The 21544-nt window shown below is 42.6% G+C and carries 14 protein-coding genes; 12 read left to right on the forward strand and 2 right to left on the reverse strand.

The genetic code is table 11. The features are described from left to right. The first annotated feature begins 164 nt into the window (after positions 1 to 164). Both dnaB and KA713_03825 read left to right on the forward strand, forming a co-directional pair. Positions 165 to 2711 carry a replicative DNA helicase gene (gene dnaB, locus KA713_03820; protein UXE67742.1) on the forward strand — a complete coding sequence of 849 codons (2547 nt, stop codon included), beginning with the start codon at positions 165 to 167 and terminating at the stop codon, positions 2709 to 2711. 151 nt (positions 2712 to 2862) lie between these two features. Next, positions 2863 to 3852 carry a zinc-binding dehydrogenase gene (locus KA713_03825; GenBank protein UXE67743.1) on the forward strand — a complete coding sequence of 330 codons (990 nt, stop codon included), beginning with the start codon at positions 2863 to 2865 and terminating at the stop codon, positions 3850 to 3852. A 66-nt stretch (positions 3853 to 3918) separates the two neighbouring features. Here KA713_03825 and KA713_03830 read toward each other — a convergent pair whose 3' ends face one another. Together KA713_03830 and KA713_03835 are read right to left on the reverse strand one after the other, a co-directional pair. Next, complete coding sequence (locus KA713_03830) at positions 3919 to 4665, reverse strand: prolyl oligopeptidase family serine peptidase (GenBank protein UXE69018.1); 747 nt, start codon at positions 4663 to 4665, stop codon at positions 3919 to 3921. Positions 4666 to 4702: 37 nt separating this feature from the next. Continuing rightward, on the reverse strand, positions 4703 to 5017 hold the full coding sequence (locus tag KA713_03835) for a tetratricopeptide repeat protein (GenBank protein ID UXE67744.1): 315 nt from the start codon (positions 5015 to 5017) through the stop codon (positions 4703 to 4705). Between the two features lie 239 nt (positions 5018 to 5256). Here KA713_03835 and KA713_03840 point away from each other — a divergent pair, with 239 nt between their 5' ends. The 10 genes from KA713_03840 (at position 5257) to KA713_03885 (ending at position 21525) form a co-directional block, all read left to right on the forward strand. Continuing rightward, complete coding sequence (locus tag KA713_03840) at positions 5257 to 5991, forward strand: electron transfer flavoprotein subunit beta/FixA family protein (protein ID UXE67745.1); 735 nt, start codon at positions 5257 to 5259, stop codon at positions 5989 to 5991. A gap of 100 nt (positions 5992 to 6091) precedes the next feature. After that, positions 6092 to 7039 carry an electron transfer flavoprotein subunit alpha/FixB family protein gene (locus KA713_03845; protein ID UXE67746.1) on the forward strand — a complete coding sequence of 316 codons (948 nt, stop codon included), beginning with the start codon at positions 6092 to 6094 and terminating at the stop codon, positions 7037 to 7039. Positions 7040 to 7204: 165 nt separating this feature from the next. Then, positions 7205 to 7810 (forward strand): bifunctional nuclease family protein, encoded by a 606-nt coding sequence (locus KA713_03850; GenBank protein ID UXE67747.1) that lies wholly within the window; start codon positions 7205 to 7207, stop codon positions 7808 to 7810. Between the two features lie 86 nt (positions 7811 to 7896). Beyond that, positions 7897 to 9186 (forward strand): NupC/NupG family nucleoside CNT transporter, encoded by a 1290-nt coding sequence (locus KA713_03855; GenBank protein ID UXE67748.1) that lies wholly within the window; start codon positions 7897 to 7899, stop codon positions 9184 to 9186. A gap of 78 nt (positions 9187 to 9264) precedes the next feature. Further along, a complete protein-coding gene (locus KA713_03860; GenBank protein UXE67749.1) occupies positions 9265 to 11052 on the forward strand; it encodes an alpha-amylase family protein in 1788 nt (595 codons plus the stop codon). Between the two features lie 9 nt (positions 11053 to 11061). Next, positions 11062 to 13008 carry an alpha-1,4-glucan--maltose-1-phosphate maltosyltransferase gene (locus KA713_03865; protein ID UXE67750.1) on the forward strand — a complete coding sequence of 649 codons (1947 nt, stop codon included), beginning with the start codon at positions 11062 to 11064 and terminating at the stop codon, positions 13006 to 13008. A gap of 3 nt (positions 13009 to 13011) precedes the next feature. Continuing rightward, positions 13012 to 16329 (forward strand): maltose alpha-D-glucosyltransferase, encoded by a 3318-nt coding sequence (treS, locus tag KA713_03870; GenBank protein ID UXE67751.1) that lies wholly within the window; start codon positions 13012 to 13014, stop codon positions 16327 to 16329. Positions 16330 to 16363: 34 nt separating this feature from the next. Beyond that, entirely contained in the window at positions 16364 to 18325 is a 1962-nt protein-coding gene (gene glgB / locus KA713_03875) for a 1,4-alpha-glucan branching protein GlgB (protein UXE67752.1), read from the forward strand. Positions 18326 to 18420: 95 nt separating this feature from the next. Further along, positions 18421 to 20823, forward strand: coding sequence for a DUF3536 domain-containing protein (locus KA713_03880; GenBank protein ID UXE67753.1), 2403 nt, complete (start codon positions 18421 to 18423; stop codon positions 20821 to 20823). 273 nt (positions 20824 to 21096) lie between these two features. Continuing rightward, the gene (locus KA713_03885) at positions 21097 to 21525 is read left to right on the forward strand and encodes a putative toxin-antitoxin system toxin component, PIN family (protein UXE67754.1); all 429 of its coding nucleotides are present in this window, start codon (positions 21097 to 21099) and stop codon (positions 21523 to 21525) included. Positions 21526 to 21544 lie beyond the last annotated feature (19 nt).

Genomic DNA, 21544 nt, shown 5'->3' on the forward strand with positions numbered 1-21544 from the left:
GGTTGCACAGTTCCTAGAATCCAGTATCAAGTATCTAGCAGCTAGCATCTATTTATTAACAAATCCACATCATATATTGTAGATAAGTTGTTGAGGGTAGTTTTATTTCAAGGTGTACGTTTGTCGTCCTTTAAAAAAGCAACTCATACCAGCAACCACAAAGTATGGAGCAACGGTCAACGCCAGTGAGGTTAAGTTCTGTGATGAGCGGAGCCGGAAGTAGGTCTAAAGTTTTGGTGCGCGATATCACCGAGAGTTTAGGCAAACTTCCGCCTCAGGCGATTGACTTAGAAGAAGCCATTTTGGGAGCGCTCATGCTCGAGAAGAATGCGCTGACGGCCGTAGTAGAATTTTTGCGTGCCGACCATTTCTACAAAGAGCAAAACAAAACCGTTTACGAGGCCATCATCGATTTGTTCAAAGCAACCGAGCCGGTGGACATGCGCACGGTGGTGGCGCAACTTCGTAAAAATGGAAAGTTAGAGTTGGCCGGTGGCGCGTACTACATCGCTGAACTGACATCAAAAGTAAGTTCGGCTGCCAACATTGAGTACCACTCTCGTATCATTATTGAAATGGCGATTAAGCGCGACTTGATTTCCATTGCCTCTCAAATTCACCACGATGCATTTGAAGATACGACTGATGTTTTTGAGTTATTGGATAAAACCGAGCAGTCGATTTTTCAGATCTCTGATTCCAACCTTCGGAAGAACTACGACAACATGAAAACGTTGATGTTCCAAGCGATTCAGGAATTGCAAGAAAAGAAAAACCACAAAGATGGGTTGACCGGTGTGCCCAGCGGTTTCTCGCGGTTAGACAGAGTTACTTCAGGTTGGCAAAAATCTGATTTGGTGATCATTGCAGCCAGGCCGGGTATGGGTAAGTGCTTGGGCAAAGGCACGAAGGTTTTGATGTTTGATGGTTCGCTCAAAAATGTGCAAGATGTGCAAGCAGGCGAACTTTTGATGGGCGATGACTCCACACCAAGAAAAGTTTTGTCGATAGCTAGAGGTAGAGAGAATATGTACTGGGTACACCAAAATCATGGCATCTCGTATCGAGTGAATGAATCGCACATCCTGTCATTGAAAAGAAGTAGGAGAGAAGGCAACCATGAGCATGGTGAGATATTAAACATTGAAGTAAAAGATTACCTAACTAAGTCCGACAAGTTTAAGTCGAATTACAAAGGCTATAAAGTTGCGGTTGAGTTTGACGAAAAGCCGTTGCCATTAAACCCTTACTTTTTAGGACTTTGGCTGGGAGATGGCCATTCGTACAGCTCTCGCATTACCAATCAAGACCAAGAGATTATTGACTTTATGGGCCAGTATGCCAATGAGCTTGAATTAGAATTGGTAGGGTATGCTCAAGAAGGAAAAACGAAGAATTACGCCATCACCAAAGGCCATCGAGGAAAAAATGATTTTTCGGTTCAGGCCATTTTGAACGAATTGAATTTGCTGGAGAACAAACACATACCCAATCAATTCTTAGTCAACACCAAAGAAAATAGATTGGCATTGTTGGCAGGACTGATTGATTCGGATGGGCATTACAATGATGAGTTTCATGTGTACGAAATCACCCAAAAGAATAAAGCACTGGCCAAGCAAATTAAATTTTTGTGCGATTCGCTTGGTTTTAAAACATCGTTTGTTTCCAAGACGTCATCCATCAAAGAAATTGGTTTTGAGAGCGAAGTCTATCGTGTGCGCCTGAGTGGCGATTTAGATTCAATACCAGCACGCGTAGAAAGAAAGAAGGCGCGGAAAAGAGAATCCATTATTGACTGGCGTCATACAGGTATAAAAGTAGAATTTGATAAAGTTGATGATTACTACGGATTTGAAATCGATGGGAATAGATTATTCCTTCTCGAAGACATGACCGTAACGCACAACACAGCATTTATTGTCTCCGCCCTGCGCAACGCAGCCGTTGATTTCAATTTTCCAGTGGCTATTTTTTCGTTGGAGATGGCTTCTTTGCAATTGGTGAATCGTTTGATTTCTGCGGAAGCGGAACTCGAATCAGAAAAAATCAAGAAGGGAAACCTGGCCGAGTTTGAATGGCAGCAATTGGTGCATAAAACCAACCGACTTTCTACCGCACCTATTTTTATTGACGATACCCCTGCGCTTTCCATTTTAGAACTTCGTGCCAAGTGCCGCAGGCTAAAAGCCGAGCACGGTATTCAAATGATAGTGATTGACTACTTGCAGTTGATGAAAGGCGAAATGGGCGGAAACCGTGAACAAGAAATCGCATCCATTTCACGTGCGCTCAAAGGCATTGCTAAAGAACTTTCCGTTCCCGTGATTGCATTGTCGCAATTAAGTCGTGGTGTGGAGACACGCGGTGGCGACAAGCGTCCGCAGCTTTCAGACTTGCGCGAATCGGGTTCTATCGAACAAGATGCTGATATCGTGATGTTTTTGTATCGACCTGAGTATTATAAAATCACCGTTGACGAAGAGGGAATGCCCACTCAAGGTATGGCCGAAGTAATCATTGCCAAACATAGAAACGGTTCGCTCGAAAACGTGAAACTGAAATTTATTGGCAAGTACACCAAGTTTGCCGACTACGATTCGCCCGAAGGCCTAATGCCCATGAGCAGCATCACCCGCGAAAGCAGACTCAATACTTTCCGCGATGAACCGCCCGCTCCACGCGGTGGAGATGATGAAACACCGTTCTAAATTTTAGAATTTCGATTTTTGATTTTAGATTTGAACTGGATGCTGGTTTCTGGTTACAAGTTTCTGGTTATGAACTTTTGCGTTCATGTTACTGGTAGCCAATACGCGGTATCTACCACCAGCAACTAACAACCAGTAACCAGCAACTTCTATGAGAGCCCTTGTCCTGACCGAACCTGGAAAGATTGAAATCAAAGAGATGCCCAAGCCTTTGCTTAGCACAGGTAAGGCATTGGTTAAAATCAAAGCAGCAGCGCTCAACCGAAGAGATGATTGGATTCGCGAGGGAAAATACCCCAACATTCGCTATGGCGGAATTTTAGGTTCAGATGGGGCCGGTGTGGTGGAAGAAGTTTTTGATGACGTGCACAAAGAGTGGGTTGGCAGAGAAGTGGTTATCAATCCCAACATCGATTGGGGCGCTGATTTAGATACACAATCAACCAAGTACACCATTTTGGGAATGCCCGTGAGCGGCACGTTTGCCGAATATGTGACCGTTGGAGTTGACCGACTTCATCACAAACCTTTTCACTTAGATTTTTTGCAGGCCGCAGCTTTGCCGTTGGGCGGGCTCACTGCTTTTCGGGCGTTGTTTCGTAAAGGTGGCTTGAGAGCGGGGCAAAATGTTTTGATTTCGGGCTTTGGTGGTGGCGTGGCGCAATTTGCGTTTTTGTTTGCCAAAGCTGCGGGCGCGAATGTATATATCTCTTCGGGTAGCGATGAGAAAATAGAAAAAGCTATCAAGCTAGGCGCGAAGGGCGCATATAACTACAAAAAATCAAACTTCGATGACTTGTGGAAAACGAAAGGCGGTTTTGATTTGGTGATTGACAGCGCGGGTGGCGACCAGCTCAATAATTTTATCAAGATGTTGCGGCCACAAGGCAAAATTGTTTTCTACGGAGCTACCAATGGATTGCCTAGTAAAATTGACTTGTATAGAATGTTTTGGAACCAGCTTTCGCTGATAGGCACCACCATGGGCAACGATAATGAGTTTAGCGAAATGTTAGCATTTGTTAGTCAGCACCAAATCCGCCCGATAGTAGATTCCATCCGGCCCTTCGCAAAAATTGCAGAGTCTTTTCCTGATATCACCAAAGCGAATAAGGTGGGGAAAATTGTATTTCAGGTTTAATTGCTCGTCATTGGTCAATAGTCATTAGCAAATCGCATCAATCGACCCTTGACTATTGACAACAGACTATTTTCCAAACACCCAACTCAAAAAATCAGGCTCTGCAAAAGCATTGTCCCAACTATTGTGATTCACGTTGGGATATTCTTTGTAAACTACCTTGCCACCCTGTTGTTTTATTTTCTCTACCATCTCCCGCGACTGATTGACATTCACCACTGCATCTTGTTCACCATGAAAAACGCGGAAGGAGGTTTTCTTTATTCGCTTGTCATAATGCTTCACATCGCCACCGCCACAAATGGGCACGGCAGCAGCAAATAATTTTGGCTCTCGGAACACGATTTCAAACGTACCCATCCCACCCATGGAAAGCCCCATCACATACACCCGCTTTTTATCAATCAATTTCTTTTTTAAAAGACTTTTTACAAGAGCAATGGTTAAACTCAAATCGGAGGAGGCAGGTCGTGAATAATCAAAGTCAAAGTGTATGGGTGTCTTGGTTCTATCGATTTTTACTGTGCTCCAATAACTTTCTTCCGCGCACTGGGGAAAAATAACAATGGCCGGAAATTTCTTTCGGTTCTCATCGGTTACAAAAAGCTTTGCACCGTGGATAAGTTGTTTTTCATTGTCGTTGCCCCGTTCGCCTGCCCCATGCAAAAAAAGTACGAGTGGATATTTTTTGGTGGAGTCGTAGTTTTCAGGATAAAGTATTCGATACAAAAGTTTCTTGCCATCCGTGCTTACAAACGTTTTTCGTTGGAATAATTCCAGATCTTGCGCGAGCCCTGATAAGCAAACCACCATCATAGCTAAGCTGAATAGATATTTCATAGGGTTGGTATTAATCATCTAAGTTATTCAATTGCATTTGCAATTCATTTTTGGTCTTTAGTTCGCGAGCCTTTTCAGCGAGTTTTACTCCATTTTCTAATACGATTTTCGCTTTCTCGGTATGGCCGATTTCCAAGAGTATCAACGCGGCTTGGTAGTAAGTTGGCAAATAATCAGGGAAATTGTTCAATAATCGTTCAAATGTTGGGATTGCCCTTTCAGGAGATTCCTTGACAAGCTCCATTGCCAGTCCATAAAGAGGAAACGGGTCGGAAGGGTCATCTTCAATTAATTCTTTTAACTTTTTAATCCGTTCGTTGTTCATTCCTTCTGTATGATATAACTTGAGCCAAATTTAAACTATGTTACCGTATTTGATAAAGGTAGAATACGGATTGTACTTTTTTTATTCGTTTTGTAAATGATTCATTTGATTCCGATGATTTTATTAACTTTTCGCAAAATCTTACTCACAAAAATCAAGTAAATCATCTATATAGAATGTCAACAGAATTGATTTGATTAGTAATAATTTTTTAAATGTATAATCAAGGTTAAGACAATATGAAAATTCTAGTTTGCGTATCACACGTACCCGACACCACCTCTAAAATCAATTTTATCGATAACGGCACCAAGTTCGATACCAACGGGGTTCAATTCATAATAGGCCCTTACGATGATTATGCCTTGGCTCGAGCGATTGAAATAAAAGAAGCAAATGCGGGAACAACAGTAACCGTGTTAAACGTTGGCTTGGCCGATACAGAGCCTACCATTCGCAAAGCGCTGGCGATTGGAGCAGACGATGCACTTCGTGTAAATGCAGAACCGACTGATTCGTTTTTTGTAGCCAATCAGATTGCTGAACATGCAAAGGGCTATGACTTGGTTTTGATGGGCCGCGAGTCGATTGACTACAACGGGGGTGTGGTTCATGCCATGGTGGGTGAGCTATTGGGAATACCTTCAATTTCACCCGTGATGAAGTTAGACTTAGATGGAACAACGGCAAAAATGTCGCGCGAGATAGAAGGCGGTAAAGAATCCGTAGAGGCAAGTTTGCCCTTGGTGGCAGGTTGCCAAGAGCCCATTGCGGAATGGAAAATTCCGAATATGCGTGGCATTATGTCGGCCCGTACCAAACCTTTGAAAGTTGTTGAACCAAAAGCAACAGATGTAAGCGTTAATGTTCAAAAGTTTGAACTGCCCGCACCCAAAGGCGCAGTGAAAATGATTAGTGCCGATAATGTGGCCGAGTTGGTAACGAGACTGAAAACCGAGGCGAAAGTTTTGTAATTGGGACTAGGGTGTTAGTACTTAGGCATCCTAACTCCTGACTTCGATATTCTTTTAAATTTAAATCATAAATCAAAAATCGTAAATCGAAAATAATAAAATGGCAACTTTAGTTTTTGTAGAGACCTCAGAAGGAAAAGTAAGAAAGACCTCGCTTGAGGCAGTGGCCTATGCCCATCAAATGGGTGCTGGCGTTACAGCGATTGTGTTGGGAACGGCTAGTTCTAGTGAATTGGAGTCACTCGGAAAATATGGCGCGCAGAAAGTTTTGCATGCAGCTGATTCAAAATTAGACCACCCTGTTATTCAAGTTTTTGCCTCCGTGATTACCAAGGCCATGCAAGATGAAAACGCAGATGTATTGGTTTTGGCCAATTCATCGCTGGCAACTCCGGTAGGTGCAAAAGTAGCGGTGAAAATCAACGCAAGTTTTGCTTCCAATGTGGTGGAGCTTCCTTCGGCAGGTTTTGTGGTGAAACGTAGCATCTACACAGGGAAAGCATTTTCATTGGTAGAATTGAAAAACCAAAAGAAAGTGATAGCGATCAAAAAGAATGCAGCCGAAGCCAAAGAAGTAGGTGGTTCAGCACAAGTTGTTGCTTATCCTGTTTCATTAAATGAAGCTGATTTTAACACAAAAATCACAGGTACTGAAAAAGCAACCGGGGATATTTTGTTGCCCGAAGCAGAAATAGTGGTCTCCGGTGGAAGAGGACTGAAAGGCCCTGAGCATTGGGGTATTTTAGAAGAATTGGCAAAGGCACTACATGCCGCTACTGGTTGCAGCAAACCTGTATCCGATATGCATTGGAGGCCACACCATGAACATGTTGGGCAAACGGGTGTGAAAGTAGCCCCTCAACTTTATATTGCCGTGGGCATCTCAGGTGCGATTCAGCATTTGGCGGGAGTAAACTCAAGCAAATGCATTGTGGTGATTAACAAAGACCCCGAAGCACCATTTTTCAAGGCTGCCGATTACGGAATTGTGGGTGATGCGTTTGATGTGTTGCCGAAGTTGACCGAGGCGGTGAAGACGATGAAGTGATAGAATTTTTAAATTAATATATTTACGTTATTGCAAGGCTGCTACGAATGAAGGTGGTTAGGACAGTCGTAGCAATCCCCAATTTGCTTTTCTAAATTGGAGATTACTTCGGGAATCCAGTTCATGAACTTCTCCTCCTCGCAATGACGGTTTAAAATTTAGCGAGTGAAGAAAATCAAATTAGAAATATTAGGGCTGTCTTCCAGCCAATCGCAGACGGGTTCGTTCGCTTTGGTGTTGGGCGAAGTTTCAGGAAACCGAAGACTGCCCATTATTATTGGCATGTTTGAGGCACAAGCCATCGCCATCGAAATAGAAAAAATTGTGCCCAACCGCCCGATGACACATGATTTGTTCAAGGCGTTTTCCAACTCATTTCATTTTCATGTCGAAGAAATTGTTATTTCTGATTTGAAAGAAGGCGTGTTCTTTGCCAAAATCATTTGCACCGATGGTTTGAAGAAAACCGAAATTGATGCGCGGCCTTCCGATGCCATTGCGATCGGTCTGAGGTTCGATGCAGCCATGTACACCTACGAAAATATTTTATCGGAGGCGGGCATTGTGCTGACCGACCAAGAGGAGGAAGAAGAAAAAATTGAAACCAAGCCAGAGAAAACAAAAATTAAAAAGGAAAACACTAAAAAATCTTCAGACGATTATAAAAATCTGAGCATCGACAAATTGAAAGAGTTATTGAAAGATGCCCTTGACAAAGAAGATTATGAGAAGGCTGCAAAGATTCGGGATGAGTTGGGGAAAAGGAATTGATCTGTGAGTTTTGAGTTGTGATTTTAGATTCTAAATTTTTTAATGCCGCCCACCGAATGATAATTACCATCGATTAAAAGTCAAAAATGGATTACCTACGTGCCATTATCGGTCTCCTTTTTATAGTTGCCATTGCTTACCTGCTGTCGGGGAATAGAAAGAAAATCGATTGGAAGTTGGTGGGAATTGGCATGTTATTTCAGATTGTGATTGGGTTGGCCATTGCCAAGGTTGGATTTGTGCGTGTGGTTTTTGAGTTTATTAGCGACAAGTTCGTTACCTTCCTTGGGTTTGCTCGCGAAGGTTCTTCGTTTGTATTTGGCTCGTTGGCTTCCAATACTTCCAACACAGGTTTTATTTTTGCTTTTCAAGCATTGCCAACTGTGATTTTCTTTTCGGCTGTTACGGCAGGCCTGTATTATTTAGGCATCCTTCAAAAAATTGTTTTCGGTTTTGCGTGGCTGATGACCAAAGCCATGCGCCTATCGGGAAGCGAAAGCCTCTCGGCAGCCGCCAATATTTTTATGGGCCAAACGGAAGCACCGCTATTGGTGAAACCCTTCATCGCCAAAATGACCAAGTCAGAGTTGTTTTGTTTAATGGTAGGAGGGATGGCCACCTTGGCAGGAAGCGTGTTGGCTACTTACGTGGGATTGCTGGGAGGAAATAGCCAAGAAGAAAAAACGTTGTTCACCACCTATTTGCTGTGCGCTTCCATTATGAATGCACCGTCCGCCATTGTGTTGGCAAAAATGTTTTACCCCCAAGATGAACCCGAAAAAATTGATACCGAACTAAAAGTAAACAAAGAACAGATAGGTGTAAACTTAGTAGATGCCTTGGCCAGTGGTGCGGCTGATGGTTTAAAACTCGCATTGAATATCGGTGGGATGTTGATTGCTTTCATCGCGATTATCTATGCCGTCAATTGGGTGTTAGTCGATTTTGTAGGAGCGGTAACAGGATTGAATGAATTTGTGAAGACGAGCACGAACGGTGCCTTCAATGGATTTTCACTGCAATATATATTAGGTCAAGTCTTCCGTGTTTTTGCCTTTATGATGGGGGTAGATTGGCAGCAAACACTAAGTGTTGGCAGCTTGCTAGGGCAGAAAATGGTCATCAATGAATTTGTAGCATATGTTGATTTGTCGCAGATGAAAGAAGCCGGAATACTCGATGCAAAATCGATTCGTATTGCTACCTATGCACTTTGCGGGTTTGCCAACTTTAGTTCAATAGCTATTCAGATTGGAGGCATCGGAGGTATGGCACCCGGTCGCCAGGGTGATTTATCGCGCATGGGTTTCAAAGCGATGTTGGCCGCTTCATTGGCTACCATGATGACCGCTACTATTTCAGGGGCAATTTTTTAGATCTAATTCGCGGATTTCCTTGCATTATTTTGCATTTAAATAGCCAGCTTTTGCTATCTTGAAAGCCTAAACTGAACTATGCAAAAGTGCTCATTTCTGCTATTGGCTATTTTGGTATTAGCCTGTAGCGCCCCAAAAGAAAAGATACCCGATACCCCCACGATGCCCGGAACCACCAGCAAAATGGTTGTCTATCAAATGATGACCCGCCTTTTTTCCAACACAAACTCGACCAACAAGTTTTACGGTTCTGTTGAAGAGAATGGCGTAGGCAAGATGGATAACATCAACGAAGCCGCACTCAAAGGCATCAAGCAATTGGGGGTTACCCATGTTTGGTACACGGGCATCATCGAACATGCCTTGCTAACCGATTACTCCAAATATGGAATTGCCCTAGACGATGCTGATGTGGTAAAAGGGAAGGCCGGCTCGCCTTATGCCATCAAAGACTATTATGATGTCAATCCTGATTTAGCAGTAAGTGTGCCGAATCGAATGAAGGAATTTGAAGCATTGGTAGAGCGAACCCATGCCCAAGAATTGAAAGTGATAATTGATTTTGTACCGAACCACGTGGCGCGGTCATATAAATCAGATGCCAAGCCTGCTGATATTAAAGATTTAGGTGAAGGTGATGACAACACCGTTTCTTTTAAGTCGACCAATAACTTTTACTATTTGCCTGGCCATGCTTTTCAGCCCCCCAAGGGACCTTACGAATTGGAAGCTCCTAAATCAGATGGAAATTTTTCGGAAAATCCCGCCAAGGTTACAGGCAACAATCAGTTTACGGCTGCACCCAATTTGGGCGATTGGTTTGAAACCATCAAACTGAATTATGGAATCGATTATCAAAATGGTGAAAAGAAAAACTTTGAGCCTATCCCCAATACATGGGAAAAGATGTGCGACATTTTGATCTATTGGACAAATAAAAAAGTAGATGGCTTCCGTTGCGATATGGCGGAGATGGTGCCCGTTGAATTTTGGCAGTGGGCAATCCCACAAATCAAAAAAGTAAATCCTGAAATAATTTTCATTGCCGAAATATATAACCCTGCTCAATACCGAAATTATTTAGACAACGGTCAGTTTGATTTTCTGTACGATAAAGTACAATTGTATGATACCCTTCGGTTGATGGTCAACCAAAAAGCGCATACCAACGGCATCGCTCACGTACAAGAAAGCTTGAAAGGCATTAACCACAACATGCTTCATTTTTTGGAGAATCATGACGAGCAACGTTTTGCTTCTCCTTTTTTTGCTGGCGACCCATGGAAGGCGGTGCCAGCCATGGTGGTGAGTGCCTGTATTGACGAAGGCCCTGTGATGATTTACTTTGGCCAAGAAGTTGGTGAGCCGGGAGCAAAAGCCGAAGGATTTTCAGGTGACGATGGTCGCACCACTATGTTCGATTATTGGGGTGTGCCGCAACATCAAAAATGGGTGAACGAGTTGAAGTTTGACGGTGGCCAATTAAGCGATGAACAAAAACAACTGCGGCAATTCTACGGAGATATTTTGGCACTCGCTTCCAGCAATCAAGCAATTGCACGAGGAAAGTATACAGACCTTACTAATTACAACCAACAGAAAGGGAATATGTCCGCCTTCGTTCACGCGTTTGCTCGATATCACCAAGAAGAGAAACTTATCATTGTTTCCAATTTTGATTCAAAAATGGAAGCTGTAAAAGTTGAAATTCCAAAAGAACTGGCAAATGAAATAGGACTCTCAGAAGGCACAGCTTACGTGGGCCGTGATTTGCTGCGCAGTGGTGCCGAAATTGGTATCAATGAAAAGCTAACAATGTCGATGGAGATTCCGGCCTACAGTTCATTCATTTTAAAAATTAAGTAATCGTCAATTATGCTAGGAAAGTCTCGCGTCATCATTGAAAATGTTCAACCCGTAGTGGAGGGTGGTTTGTATCCTGCTAAGCGCACCGTTGGCGAAACCGTACAAGTTACTGCCGCCATCTTTGGCGATGGCCACGACCACCTCCGTGCTTCCCTTCTGTTTAAAAAGAAAGGCACTGCCAAATGGCATACAAAAGAGATGCTTCCTACTTACAATGATGAATGGGGCGCATCTTTCCATGTGGCGGAAAAGGGAATTTATGTGTTTACTATCCATGCATGGATTGACCATTTCGAAACGTGGTACGATGGGCTCAAAAAGAAAGCGGCCGCCAAAGTAGATGTGAAAGTAGAGTTGATGGAGGGTGCCAATTTTTTAAAGACTTTAGCAAACAATGGTCTTGCTAACCTACTCAATTTGGCAACAAAATTGGAGAATACAGCCAAGTACCAAGAGGCCATCGATTTGGTATTGAGCAAAGAGTTTGAAAAAATTGTTCATGATTATCCGCTGAAAGAAAACGAAACCCAATACGCAGAAGAAGTAGAAGTTATCGTGGAGCATACCAAAGCAAACTTTAGTGCTTGGTACGAATTTTTCCCCCGCTCCAGTTCAATGGAAGTAGGCAAACACGGCACTTTTCAAGATTGTATTCGGTTGTTGCCACGCGTGGCCGCCATGGGTTTTGATGTATTGTATTTTCCCCCCATTCATCCAATCGGTAAGCTCAATAGAAAAGGAAAAAACAATAATGTGCGTGCCGAAAAAGGTGAACCGGGTTCCCCTTGGGCAATCGGCAGTGACGAAGGTGGGCACAAAGCGATATTGCCAGCGCTTGGCACGCTAGAAGATTTTAAGAAATTGGTTTTCGAAGCAAAGAAGTTGGGAATCGATGTGGCCATGGACATTGCCTTTCAATGTGCGCCCGACCATCCGTATGTCAAAGACCATCCCGATTGGTTTAAGCAACGTCCGGATGGTTCCATTCAATACGCGGAGAATCCACCAAAAAAGTACCAAGACATATACCCATTCAATTTTGAATCTAACGATTGGAAAAACCTATGGGAAGAATTGAAGTCAGTATTTTTATTTTGGATGGAACAAGGTGTTTCTGTTTTCAGAATCGATAATCCGCACACCAAGCCCATTCCGTTTTGGCAATGGGTGATAAGCGAAGTACAAAAAGTAAATCCAGATGTTATCTTCTTGTCGGAAGCATTTACCCGTCCGAAGATTATGGCTTCGCTTGGCAAAGTTGGGTTCACACAATCCTACACGTACTTTACTTGGCGTGTAACCAAACAAGAGATAGTGGAGTACATGAATGAGTTAGTGCATGGGGCATCGCGCAATTATTTCCGTCCTAACTTTTGGCCAAACACGCCCGACATTCTTCCTTATCATTTGCAAATTCAAGGGGAAAACAGTTTCATTATGCGCTATGCTTTGGCGGCAACATTATCTTCTAATTACGGTGTATACGGACCCTCGTATGAATTTTACGAGAACACTCCCATTGCAGGAAAAGAAGAATATTACAATTCGGAAAAATATGAAGTGCGCCACTACGATTGGAAGAGAACCAATCGGATGACAGACATCATGTCAATCCTCAATAAAATCAGAAAAGAAAACGAAGCGCTGCAATCTACTTGGAACATTCAATTCTGCCCGATTGAAAACAGTCAGTTGTTGGCGTATTTAAAAGCAACAGATGATTTGTCAAGCATTATTCTGGTAGTTGTTAATTTGGATGTGAATGGCAAACAATCAGGGTATGTGCAATTACCAAAGTCGCGATTGAATTTGGGGGATAAAATCAATATCAAACTGCACGATTTGATTACCGATGAATATTATACGTGGACGCAGGAGTGGAATTTTGTAGAACTCAATCCACACAAGATGCCGTTCCATTTGTTTAAAATTGAAATACACGAGTCAAACATGTAAGCCATGCCCAAAAACGACCCGCTTTGGTTTAAAGATGCTATTATTTATGAGTTGAGCGTCCGTGCTTTTTACGATAGCAATGCGGACGGCATTGGTGATTTTCCTGGGCTCATTCAAAAGCTAGATTACCTCGAAGATCTTGGCATCAATACCTTATGGTTGCTTCCATTCTTTCCCTCACCACTAAAAGACGATGGTTTTGATGTAACCGAATATTGTGACATTCATCCAGACTATGGCACACTTGCTGACTTTAAATTGTTTTTAAAGGAAGCACACCGTAGAAATATACGAGTCATCACAGAATTGATTCTCAATCACACCTCCGATCAGCACCCGTGGTTTCAAAAATCGCGCAAAGCAAGAGAGGGTTCGCGTTATAAAGATTATTATGTTTGGAGCTTAACGGCCGATAAGTATAAGGAAGCCCGCGTCATGTTTACCGATTCCGAAAGCTCAAATTGGGCGTGGGACAACGAAGCGAAGGCATATTATTGGCACCGCTTCTACCGCCATCAGCCCGAACTTAATTTTGATAATCCGGAAGTACAGTTGGAAATGATAAAGGTGGTTGACTTTTGGATGAAGATTGGCGTGGATGGTTTTCGATTGCCCAACGTTCCGTTTTTGTTTGAAGAAGAAGGAACGAATTGCGAGAACCTACCCCAAACACATGCTTTCTTAAAGCGTCTTCGTTCACATATTGATAAACATTATGAAGACCGCATCCTAATTGCTGAAGCAAATCTGTGGCCCGAAGATGCGGCCAAATATTTTGGTGAAGGAACCGAGTGCCACATGAACTTCAACTACCCGTTGATGCCTCGATTGTTTTTGGGACTTCGCACCGAAGACAGTTATCCCATCATTGATATAATTGAACAAACTCCGGCAACACCTGCCGCTGGTCAATGGGCTGTTTTCTTGCGTAACCACGATGAAATTGCGCTGGAGATGGTGACCGAAGAAGAAAAAGACTATTTGTTCAAGGCGTATGCAACGGACCCCCACACCAAACATAATTTAGGTATCAACCGTAGACTTGCACCGTTGCTTAACAACGACCGAAGAAAAATTGAATTGCTGTACACAATTTTGTTTTCCTTACCGGGAACTCCCGTGATTTATTACGGTGACGAAATAGGCATGGGTGATAATATTTATCTAGGTGACCGGTTCGGTGTCCGTACACCGATGCAGTGGAATTTGAACATCAATGCTGGTTTTTCGGATGCCAATCCTCAACGGTTGTTTTTGCCCATTGTGACCGACCCCATCTATCGATACGAATCGTTGAATGTGGCCACGCAAGAAGAAAGCCCGTCATCGTTGATGTGGTGGGTGAGAAATGTGTTGGCAATGCGTAAGCGACTCAATGTATTTGGGCGAGGTGAGTTAAAGTTTATTGAGAGCACTAATTCGAAAGTATTGTGTTTTGCTCGTTCGTATCAAAACCAAAAAGTGATTGTAGTAGCCAACTTATCACAGTTCTCACAAGCCACCACACTTAACCTTTCTGATTTCAGAGATTGCGACATCACCGAAGTGTTTAGCCAGAATCGTTTTGAAAGTGTTGGCGTAGGTGATTACAATATCACCATTGGTCCGTATGGTTATTTTTGGTTTCAGGCGGATGCTTCTGAAGCAAAGGAGTCGGCCACCAATAGTAATGAGTTGTTTCTCTATCAATCTGATTTATCGTGGGAACGATTGTTTGGAAACTATAACGAAGTGCGCATTATTGAGCGAAAGGTTCTTCAGCCTTTCATGAAAAAATGCCGATGGTTTGGAGGCAAGGCCAAGGTCATCAGCAAAATGGGCATCCACAAAGTCATTCCTGTAAAAGTGGAAGGTGAAACACATTACCTCACCATCATTCAAGTAGATTATGTGCAACGCTTGCCTGAATTGTATTTCTTGCCAATGTGTTTTGTTCCAGCCGACAATCTGTTTGACAAAACCGAGTTTATTCCGCAAAGTGTAGTTTGCCGAGCTGAAATTCAAGACAAGACGGGTTTTATCATGGATAGCAGTTACAACAAAGCCTTCCGTGATTTTCTATTTACCAGTATGGATCGCAAAGCGCGAATCAAGGATGATGATGGTGTATTGGAGTTCAATTCCAGCGTCTATGTAAAGTTAAATTCAGACCAAGTTGAGTCTAAGATTTTAAAAGCAGAACAAAGCAATACTTCTATCATTTACAACGATCAATACTTTTTCAAATTCTATCGAAAAATAGAAAATGAAATCAATCCAGATTTGGAGATTGTTCGATTTTTATCGGAGAATACAAATTTTAAAAACGCGCCCAAATATGCTGGAAGTGTGGAGTATCGTGACAATGATGATAAAACCATGGTGTTTGGTTTGCTGCAAGAGAAGGTAGAGAACCAAGGCGATAGTTGGGTGATGACGCTGGATTCCGTGGGGCGTTTTTACGAGCGCGTGATGGCGAAAGCGAAAAAAGAAAAACTGCCCAAACTTGTAAACCGCGATGCCATTAAGTTTGAAGACGCGCCTGAGTTGATTCAAGAGTTTATTGGGAAAGGTTTTTATGAACGGGTTGTTCGTTTAGGTCAGCGCACAGCCGAAATGCACTTGGCGCTTGCTTCCGATAAATCAAGTCCTTCTTTTGATCCAGAATATTTTTCTGCGAATTATCAGCGCTCGTTGTATTCATCGCTCCGTAAACTGTTAAACGATCGACTGAAATTATTGAGACAATCGTTGCCCAAACTTGATGAAGCAACTAAAAAGTTAGCTATCGAAGTATTGGAGATGGAAGATTTAATATTGGAGTGCTTCAGTGAAATTTATCAAACCCGGATCAACGCCATTAAAACACGTATTCATGGCGATTATCATTTGGGTCAAGTATTGTTTACAGGAAAAGACTTTATCATCATCGATTTTGAAGGTGAACCCGGCTTTAGTTTTAGCGAACGCAGATTAAAGAAAAATCCATTGAAAGATGTAGCGGGCATGATGCGTTCGTTTCATTATGCTGCTTTCGGAAAGATTTTGCTCAATGAAAACTACCGAGAAAAGGATTTGGAATTTTTAGAGCAATGGGCAGAGCAGTGGCAACATTATGTAAGCCGGTTCTATTTAGGTGCCTATTTGGAAAAGATTGGAATGGAAAAATCGCTTTCGCCAGAAAACGAAATTTTGATTCGTACCTATTTGATTGAAAAAGCAGTGTATGAGTTGGGCTACGAGTTAAATGGTCGCCCCGATTGGGTAAATATTCCTCTGCGCGGCATTCGGTACCAAATGAAGCGGTATGAGTTGGCAAAGGAGATGATGAAAAAGAAATAATAGGAAGAGATTCAACTATTTTAATTTATACCAAATGGGCAAAAAAATAAAGAAGATGGTAGAAGAGCCTGAACACTTTTCGTTGCTGACGGATTATGATGTGCACTTGTTCAAATCGGGCAAGCACTTTAAGCTCTACGAAAAGTTGGGCGCCCACTTGGCAACACATAAAGGTAAAGCGGGAGCGTACTTTGCAGTGTGGGCTCCGAATGCCCGAAATGTTTCGGTGATTGGTAATTTTAATAATTGGAGTAACAAAGACCACAAACTCTCTCCCCGTTGGGACGAATCTGGTATTTGGGAAGGTTTTTTTCCAGGTATCGGAAAAGGGGAAGCATACAAATATGCCATTCTTTCAAATACAGGCGAGTATTTGGAGAAAGCCGACCCCTTTGCATTTTATGCAGAGATTGCGCCAGCCACGGCTTCTATCGTTTGGAATCATGACTATAAATGGACAGACAAATCATGGATGGCAGAGCGGAAAAAAAATAGTTCTGCTCCTAAACCATATTCAGTTTATGAAGTGCACTTGGGCAGTTGGAGACGCAAACTAGAAGATGGTAACCGCTCGTTGAGTTATAAAGAGTTGGCCGATGAGTTAGTGTATTACGTGAAAGAAGCGGGCTTTACACACGTAGAGTTTTTGCCTGTAATGGAGCATCCATTTTTTGGCTCGTGGGGCTATCAGCTAACCGGATACTATGCGCCCACTAGTCGCTTTGGCAACCCGCAAGAGTTTATGTTTTTGGTGGATGCTCTTCACAAAGCTGAAATTGGCGTGATACTCGATTGGGTACCTTCTCACTTTCCAGGTGATGTACACGGGTTGTACAGATTTGATGGAACCAATCTGTACGAGCATGCGGATCCCCGTAAAGGCTTTCACCCAGATTGGAGCAGTTACATTTACAACTATGGACGAAATGAGGTGCGATGCTTTTTGATTAGCAACGCATTGTTTTGGTTGGATATTTTTCATGCCGATGGTTTACGTGTAGATGCAGTGGCGTCTATGTTGTATCTTGATTATTCTCGCAAAGCAGGGGAGTGGATCCCGAATCAATACGGTGGCAATGAAAATTTAGAAGCCATTTCATTCTTAAAAGAATTCAACGAAGTGGTGTATAGCAGTTTTCCAGATGCCGTCACCATTGCGGAAGAATCAACTGCGTGGCCAAGCGTTTCGAAGCCAACCTATTTAGGCGGACTTGGCTTTGGCCAGAAGTGGATGATGGGCTGGATGCACGATACCTTGCATTACTTTAAATTAGACCCGGTTCATCGCAAGTATCACCAAGATGAGATTACTTTCAGTATCATCTATGCGTTTACCGAAAACTTTATGTTGCCGCTTTCGCACGATGAGGTGGTTCATGGCAAAGGTTCGTTGTTCGGCCGAATGCCAGGCGATGAGTGGAGAAAGTTTGCCAATATTCGCTTGATGTATTCCTATATGTTTACTCACCCCGGAACGAAATTGTTGTTTATGGGTGGAGAATTTGGTCAGACAGGAGAATGGAACCATGACAGAAGCTTGGATTGGGATTCGTTGAATGGAAGTACCAAGCACCAAGGCGTATTGAAAGTTGTGAAGGCATTGAATGCACTTTATAAAAATGAAAAGTCTCTATACCAATATGGATTTGATGATCGTGGCTTTGAATGGTCAGATTATTCGGACAGAGAGAACAGTGTCATCATCTATATTCGCAAAGCAGATGACAAAGAGGATTTGCTGATGGTGATTTGTAACTTTACGCCAGAAACGCGTCAGCACTACCGGGTAGGTGTGCCTTATCGCGGAACGTGGAAAGAAATTTTCAATTCAGATGATTCTGACTTTGGCGGAAGCGGTGCAAAGAATGAAGGATTGTTGCACACGACACCCGTTAAGTTCCATCAAAAAGATTATTCTGTATCGTTAACCTTGCCGCCATTGGGTTGTATTGTATTGAAATTAAATGAAGAAGTAGCGGAGTTTGAGATTGAGTAACCCAAAACGCCAGATGCTTCATGCTACCTGCCACACGCTTTTCCAATTTTGATAGCCTGTGGCTTGCCGCCTGAAGTCCAATAACCCAAAAAAAAATGAGCACCACATCCAATAAATACATCTGCATCCACGGTCATTTCTATCAACCACCACGCGAAAATGCTTGGCTGGAAGTGATCGAAGTGCAAGACTCTGCTCATCCTTATCACGATTGGAACGAGCGCATCAATGCTGAATGTTACGATCCGAACGCGGCCTCTCGCATTTTAGGCAAAGATGGTGTCATCAAAAAAATCACCAACAACTACGCGAAAATCAGTTTCAACTTTGGCCCTACGCTTTTATCCTGGATGGAATTAAATGCCAAAGAAACCTATGAAGGTATTTTGGAAGCTGACCGCGAGAGCATAAAGTATTTTGGAGGTCACGGTTCTGCGCTGGCCCAGGTGTACAACCACATCATCATGCCGTTGGCCAACCAGCGCGATAAAGAAACGCAAGTCATTTGGGGCATTCGCGATTTTGAAAAGAGATTTAAGCGTAAGCCAGAGGGAATGTGGCTGGCAGAAACGGCTGTTGATTATGCCACGCTGGAAGTTTTGGCTGCTCATCATATAAAGTTTACGGTGTTAGCTCCGCGCCAGGCAGAATCTTTTAGAAAAATCGGTACCGAATCTTGGACAGACGTGAACGAGGGCACTATTAATACCCGCAAAGGGTACCTCTGCAAACTGCCTTCTGGAAAATCCATCAACTTATTTTTCTACGAAGGCAACATCTCACAGGGCATTGCATTCAATGGGTTATTGAATGACGGAAAACGCTTTGCCGAAAGCCTCACCAACGGTATCGATAAAAATGATACGGAACCTCAATTGGTACACGTGGCAACCGATGGTGAAACATACGGACACCATCATAAGCATGGTGAAATGGCACTGGCTTTCTGTTTGGATTATATGGAAAAAGACAAGCAGGTGAGCCTGGTTAACTATGGACAATTTTTAGAGAAATTTCCTCCCGTGGATGAAGTGCAGATTATTGAAAACAGCTCGTGGAGTTGCGTGCATGGAGTAGAGCGGTGGCGCAGCGACTGTGGATGCAACAGCGGAAAAGGATATCACCAGAAATGGCGCGCTCCTTTGCGCGAGGCATTGGATTGGTTGCGCGATTCGGTGCAAAAAATATTTGAAGAAGAAGGTGCAAAAGTATTAAAGGACCCGTGGCTTGCACGCAACGAATACATTGAGGTGGTGTTGAACCGAAATGACAATACAATACAGAATCTGCTCCAGCATCACGCACTTCCGAACGCCTCCGAGAATAGGGTCTTACGCATATTGGAAATGCAGCGCCATGCCATGTTGATGTACACCAGTTGCGGTTGGTTTTTTGATGAGATCTCGGGAATAGAGACAACACAAGTGATGCAGTACGCCTGCCGGGTGGTGCAGTTGGCCAGCCAGATTGGTAGCGTTGATTTAGAACCTGAATTTACGCAGCGATTGGAAAAAGCACCCAGCAATACCCACGAAAATGGTTCGATCGTTTATCAAAAGCTAGTGTTGCCAGCCCGTACCAATTTAAAACGAGTGGGCATGCACTTTGCAGTCTCTTCCATTTTTGAAGAAGAACCCGAGGCACTCACCATTTTCAATTACAGCACCAGCAATGAATCGTTTATCAAAAAGGAAGCGGGGGAGCAAAAGTTGGTATTGAGCATCACCAAAGTAAAATCGCTGGTGACCAAATCAGAAAAGAAATTTGCCTTTGCGGTAATCTATTTGGGAAAGCACAATATCATTGGCAATATTTCTTTGGACATGCAGCCCGATGATTTTGCAGGCATGCAGTTTAGGATGGTGAAGGCATTTGAAGAAGGAAGATTGGGCGATGTGATGGGTATTATGCAACAATACTTTGGCCCAGAAAAATATACGATTTGGCAAATGTTTGCGGATGAGAAGCGCAAAATTTTGGATATGATTGCGCAGCAAAGCTTGAAAGATTTGGAAAGCTCGCTTCGCAGAACCTACGATACCGATTACACGTTGGTCAATGCACTTTCCAACAACAATGTACCAATACCCAATGCCTACCGCACCACCTTTGAGTATATTCTGAATGCCGATTTGGTCAATTGTTTCCAACCCGAAAAAATCAATACCAAAGAGATGGAACGCATTTCGCAGGAGTTGACAAGATGGAATTTGAAAATCGAAGACACGGGAAAAATAGCGCGTTTGGCGGGCGATAGTATTTTTGAAGAGATCAGACGGATCGCTACTGATATTGGCAACGTGAAGCGACTGCATCGGTTGAACCGTGTTTTTCCACTATTGAAAAAGTTTGGGTTAGAGCCTAATTTTTACAAAAGCCAGAATCTTTATTTTGAAATCTCCACTGAAAAGAAAAATACACCCGAAACCATTTTACCCGAATGGCAAGAGCAATTTGTGCTGCTTGGCTTTAATTTGGGCGTGAAGGTGGAGGCATAAGGCTTGGATATCCAGCTGATTTAAAGAAAATAATTTCTATATTTGGTAGCATTTATTTCTAATAATGGTATTAAAATCATCAGAAATACTGATTGAAATTACAAAGGAGGCTTCGAAAATGAATCCTTTGGAGCAGCAACTTCTATTGACGAAACTGCGCGTGAAGCGCCTCAAAAAAAAGAGAGTTGAAAGAATTGCAAATGTCCCTAATGGTTTGAGAAAACCTACCCTAAAGCAAATTGATAAGTGGAAGCATTCCTCTAAGCGTAAGAAATGAGGGTAAACAGATTTGTGCTTGACACCAATATCTGGATAAGCTACTTTATTACTAATAACCATCAACGAATTATTGATATTATCGACCTCTATGAGATTGATATTTTTTCCTGTGATGAGTTAATAAGTGAGTTTAGTAAAGTATTGGGATATGAACATATCAAAAAGTATAGATTGAATGTTCGAAAAGCCGTTAAACTATTAAAAGAAATTACCACAGATTTTCAACTTACGTATCCAATCAAAAATTACATTCCTGAGGATGTAGATGATAACTATATTATTGCCTTGGCGTTGCAGAAGAATTCGGGTTTTGTAACCAGTGGGGATATGCATATACTTTACAGAAAGAAAAACCTTGAAAATCAATTCCGCAAATTGAAAATTATAGAGAAGAATGAGTTTGAAAAAATGTTCCCTCTTTAGGTTTCCCAACCCTAATACC

The organism is Chryseotalea sp. WA131a (genome assembly GCA_025370075.1).
Classification (GTDB): Bacteria; Bacteroidota; Bacteroidia; order Cytophagales; family Cyclobacteriaceae; genus ELB16-189.

What these genes read in the sequence shown, in the direction of transcription:
- dnaB (UXE67742.1), top strand. Translation starts at nt 165, where the DNA reads ATGGAGCAACGGTCAACGCCAGTGAGGTTAAGTTCTGTGATGAGCGGA.
- KA713_03825 (UXE67743.1), top strand. Translation starts at nt 2,863, where the DNA reads ATGAGAGCCCTTGTCCTGACCGAACCTGGAAAGATTGAAATCAAAGAG.
- KA713_03830 (UXE69018.1), bottom strand. Translation starts at nt 4,665, where the DNA reads ATGGTGGTTTGCTTATCAGGGCTCGCGCAAGATCTGGAATTATTCCAA.
- KA713_03835 (UXE67744.1), bottom strand. Translation starts at nt 5,017, where the DNA reads ATGAACAACGAACGGATTAAAAAGTTAAAAGAATTAATTGAAGATGAC.
- KA713_03840 (UXE67745.1), top strand. Translation starts at nt 5,257, where the DNA reads ATGAAAATTCTAGTTTGCGTATCACACGTACCCGACACCACCTCTAAA.
- KA713_03845 (UXE67746.1), top strand. Translation starts at nt 6,092, where the DNA reads ATGGCAACTTTAGTTTTTGTAGAGACCTCAGAAGGAAAAGTAAGAAAG.
- KA713_03855 (UXE67748.1), top strand. Translation starts at nt 7,897, where the DNA reads ATGGATTACCTACGTGCCATTATCGGTCTCCTTTTTATAGTTGCCATT.
- KA713_03860 (UXE67749.1), top strand. Translation starts at nt 9,265, where the DNA reads ATGCAAAAGTGCTCATTTCTGCTATTGGCTATTTTGGTATTAGCCTGT.
- KA713_03865 (UXE67750.1), top strand. Translation starts at nt 11,062, where the DNA reads ATGCTAGGAAAGTCTCGCGTCATCATTGAAAATGTTCAACCCGTAGTG.
- treS (UXE67751.1), top strand. Translation starts at nt 13,012, where the DNA reads ATGCCCAAAAACGACCCGCTTTGGTTTAAAGATGCTATTATTTATGAG.
- glgB (UXE67752.1), top strand. Translation starts at nt 16,364, where the DNA reads ATGGGCAAAAAAATAAAGAAGATGGTAGAAGAGCCTGAACACTTTTCG.
- KA713_03880 (UXE67753.1), top strand. Translation starts at nt 18,421, where the DNA reads ATGAGCACCACATCCAATAAATACATCTGCATCCACGGTCATTTCTAT.
- KA713_03885 (UXE67754.1), top strand. Translation starts at nt 21,097, where the DNA reads ATGAGGGTAAACAGATTTGTGCTTGACACCAATATCTGGATAAGCTAC.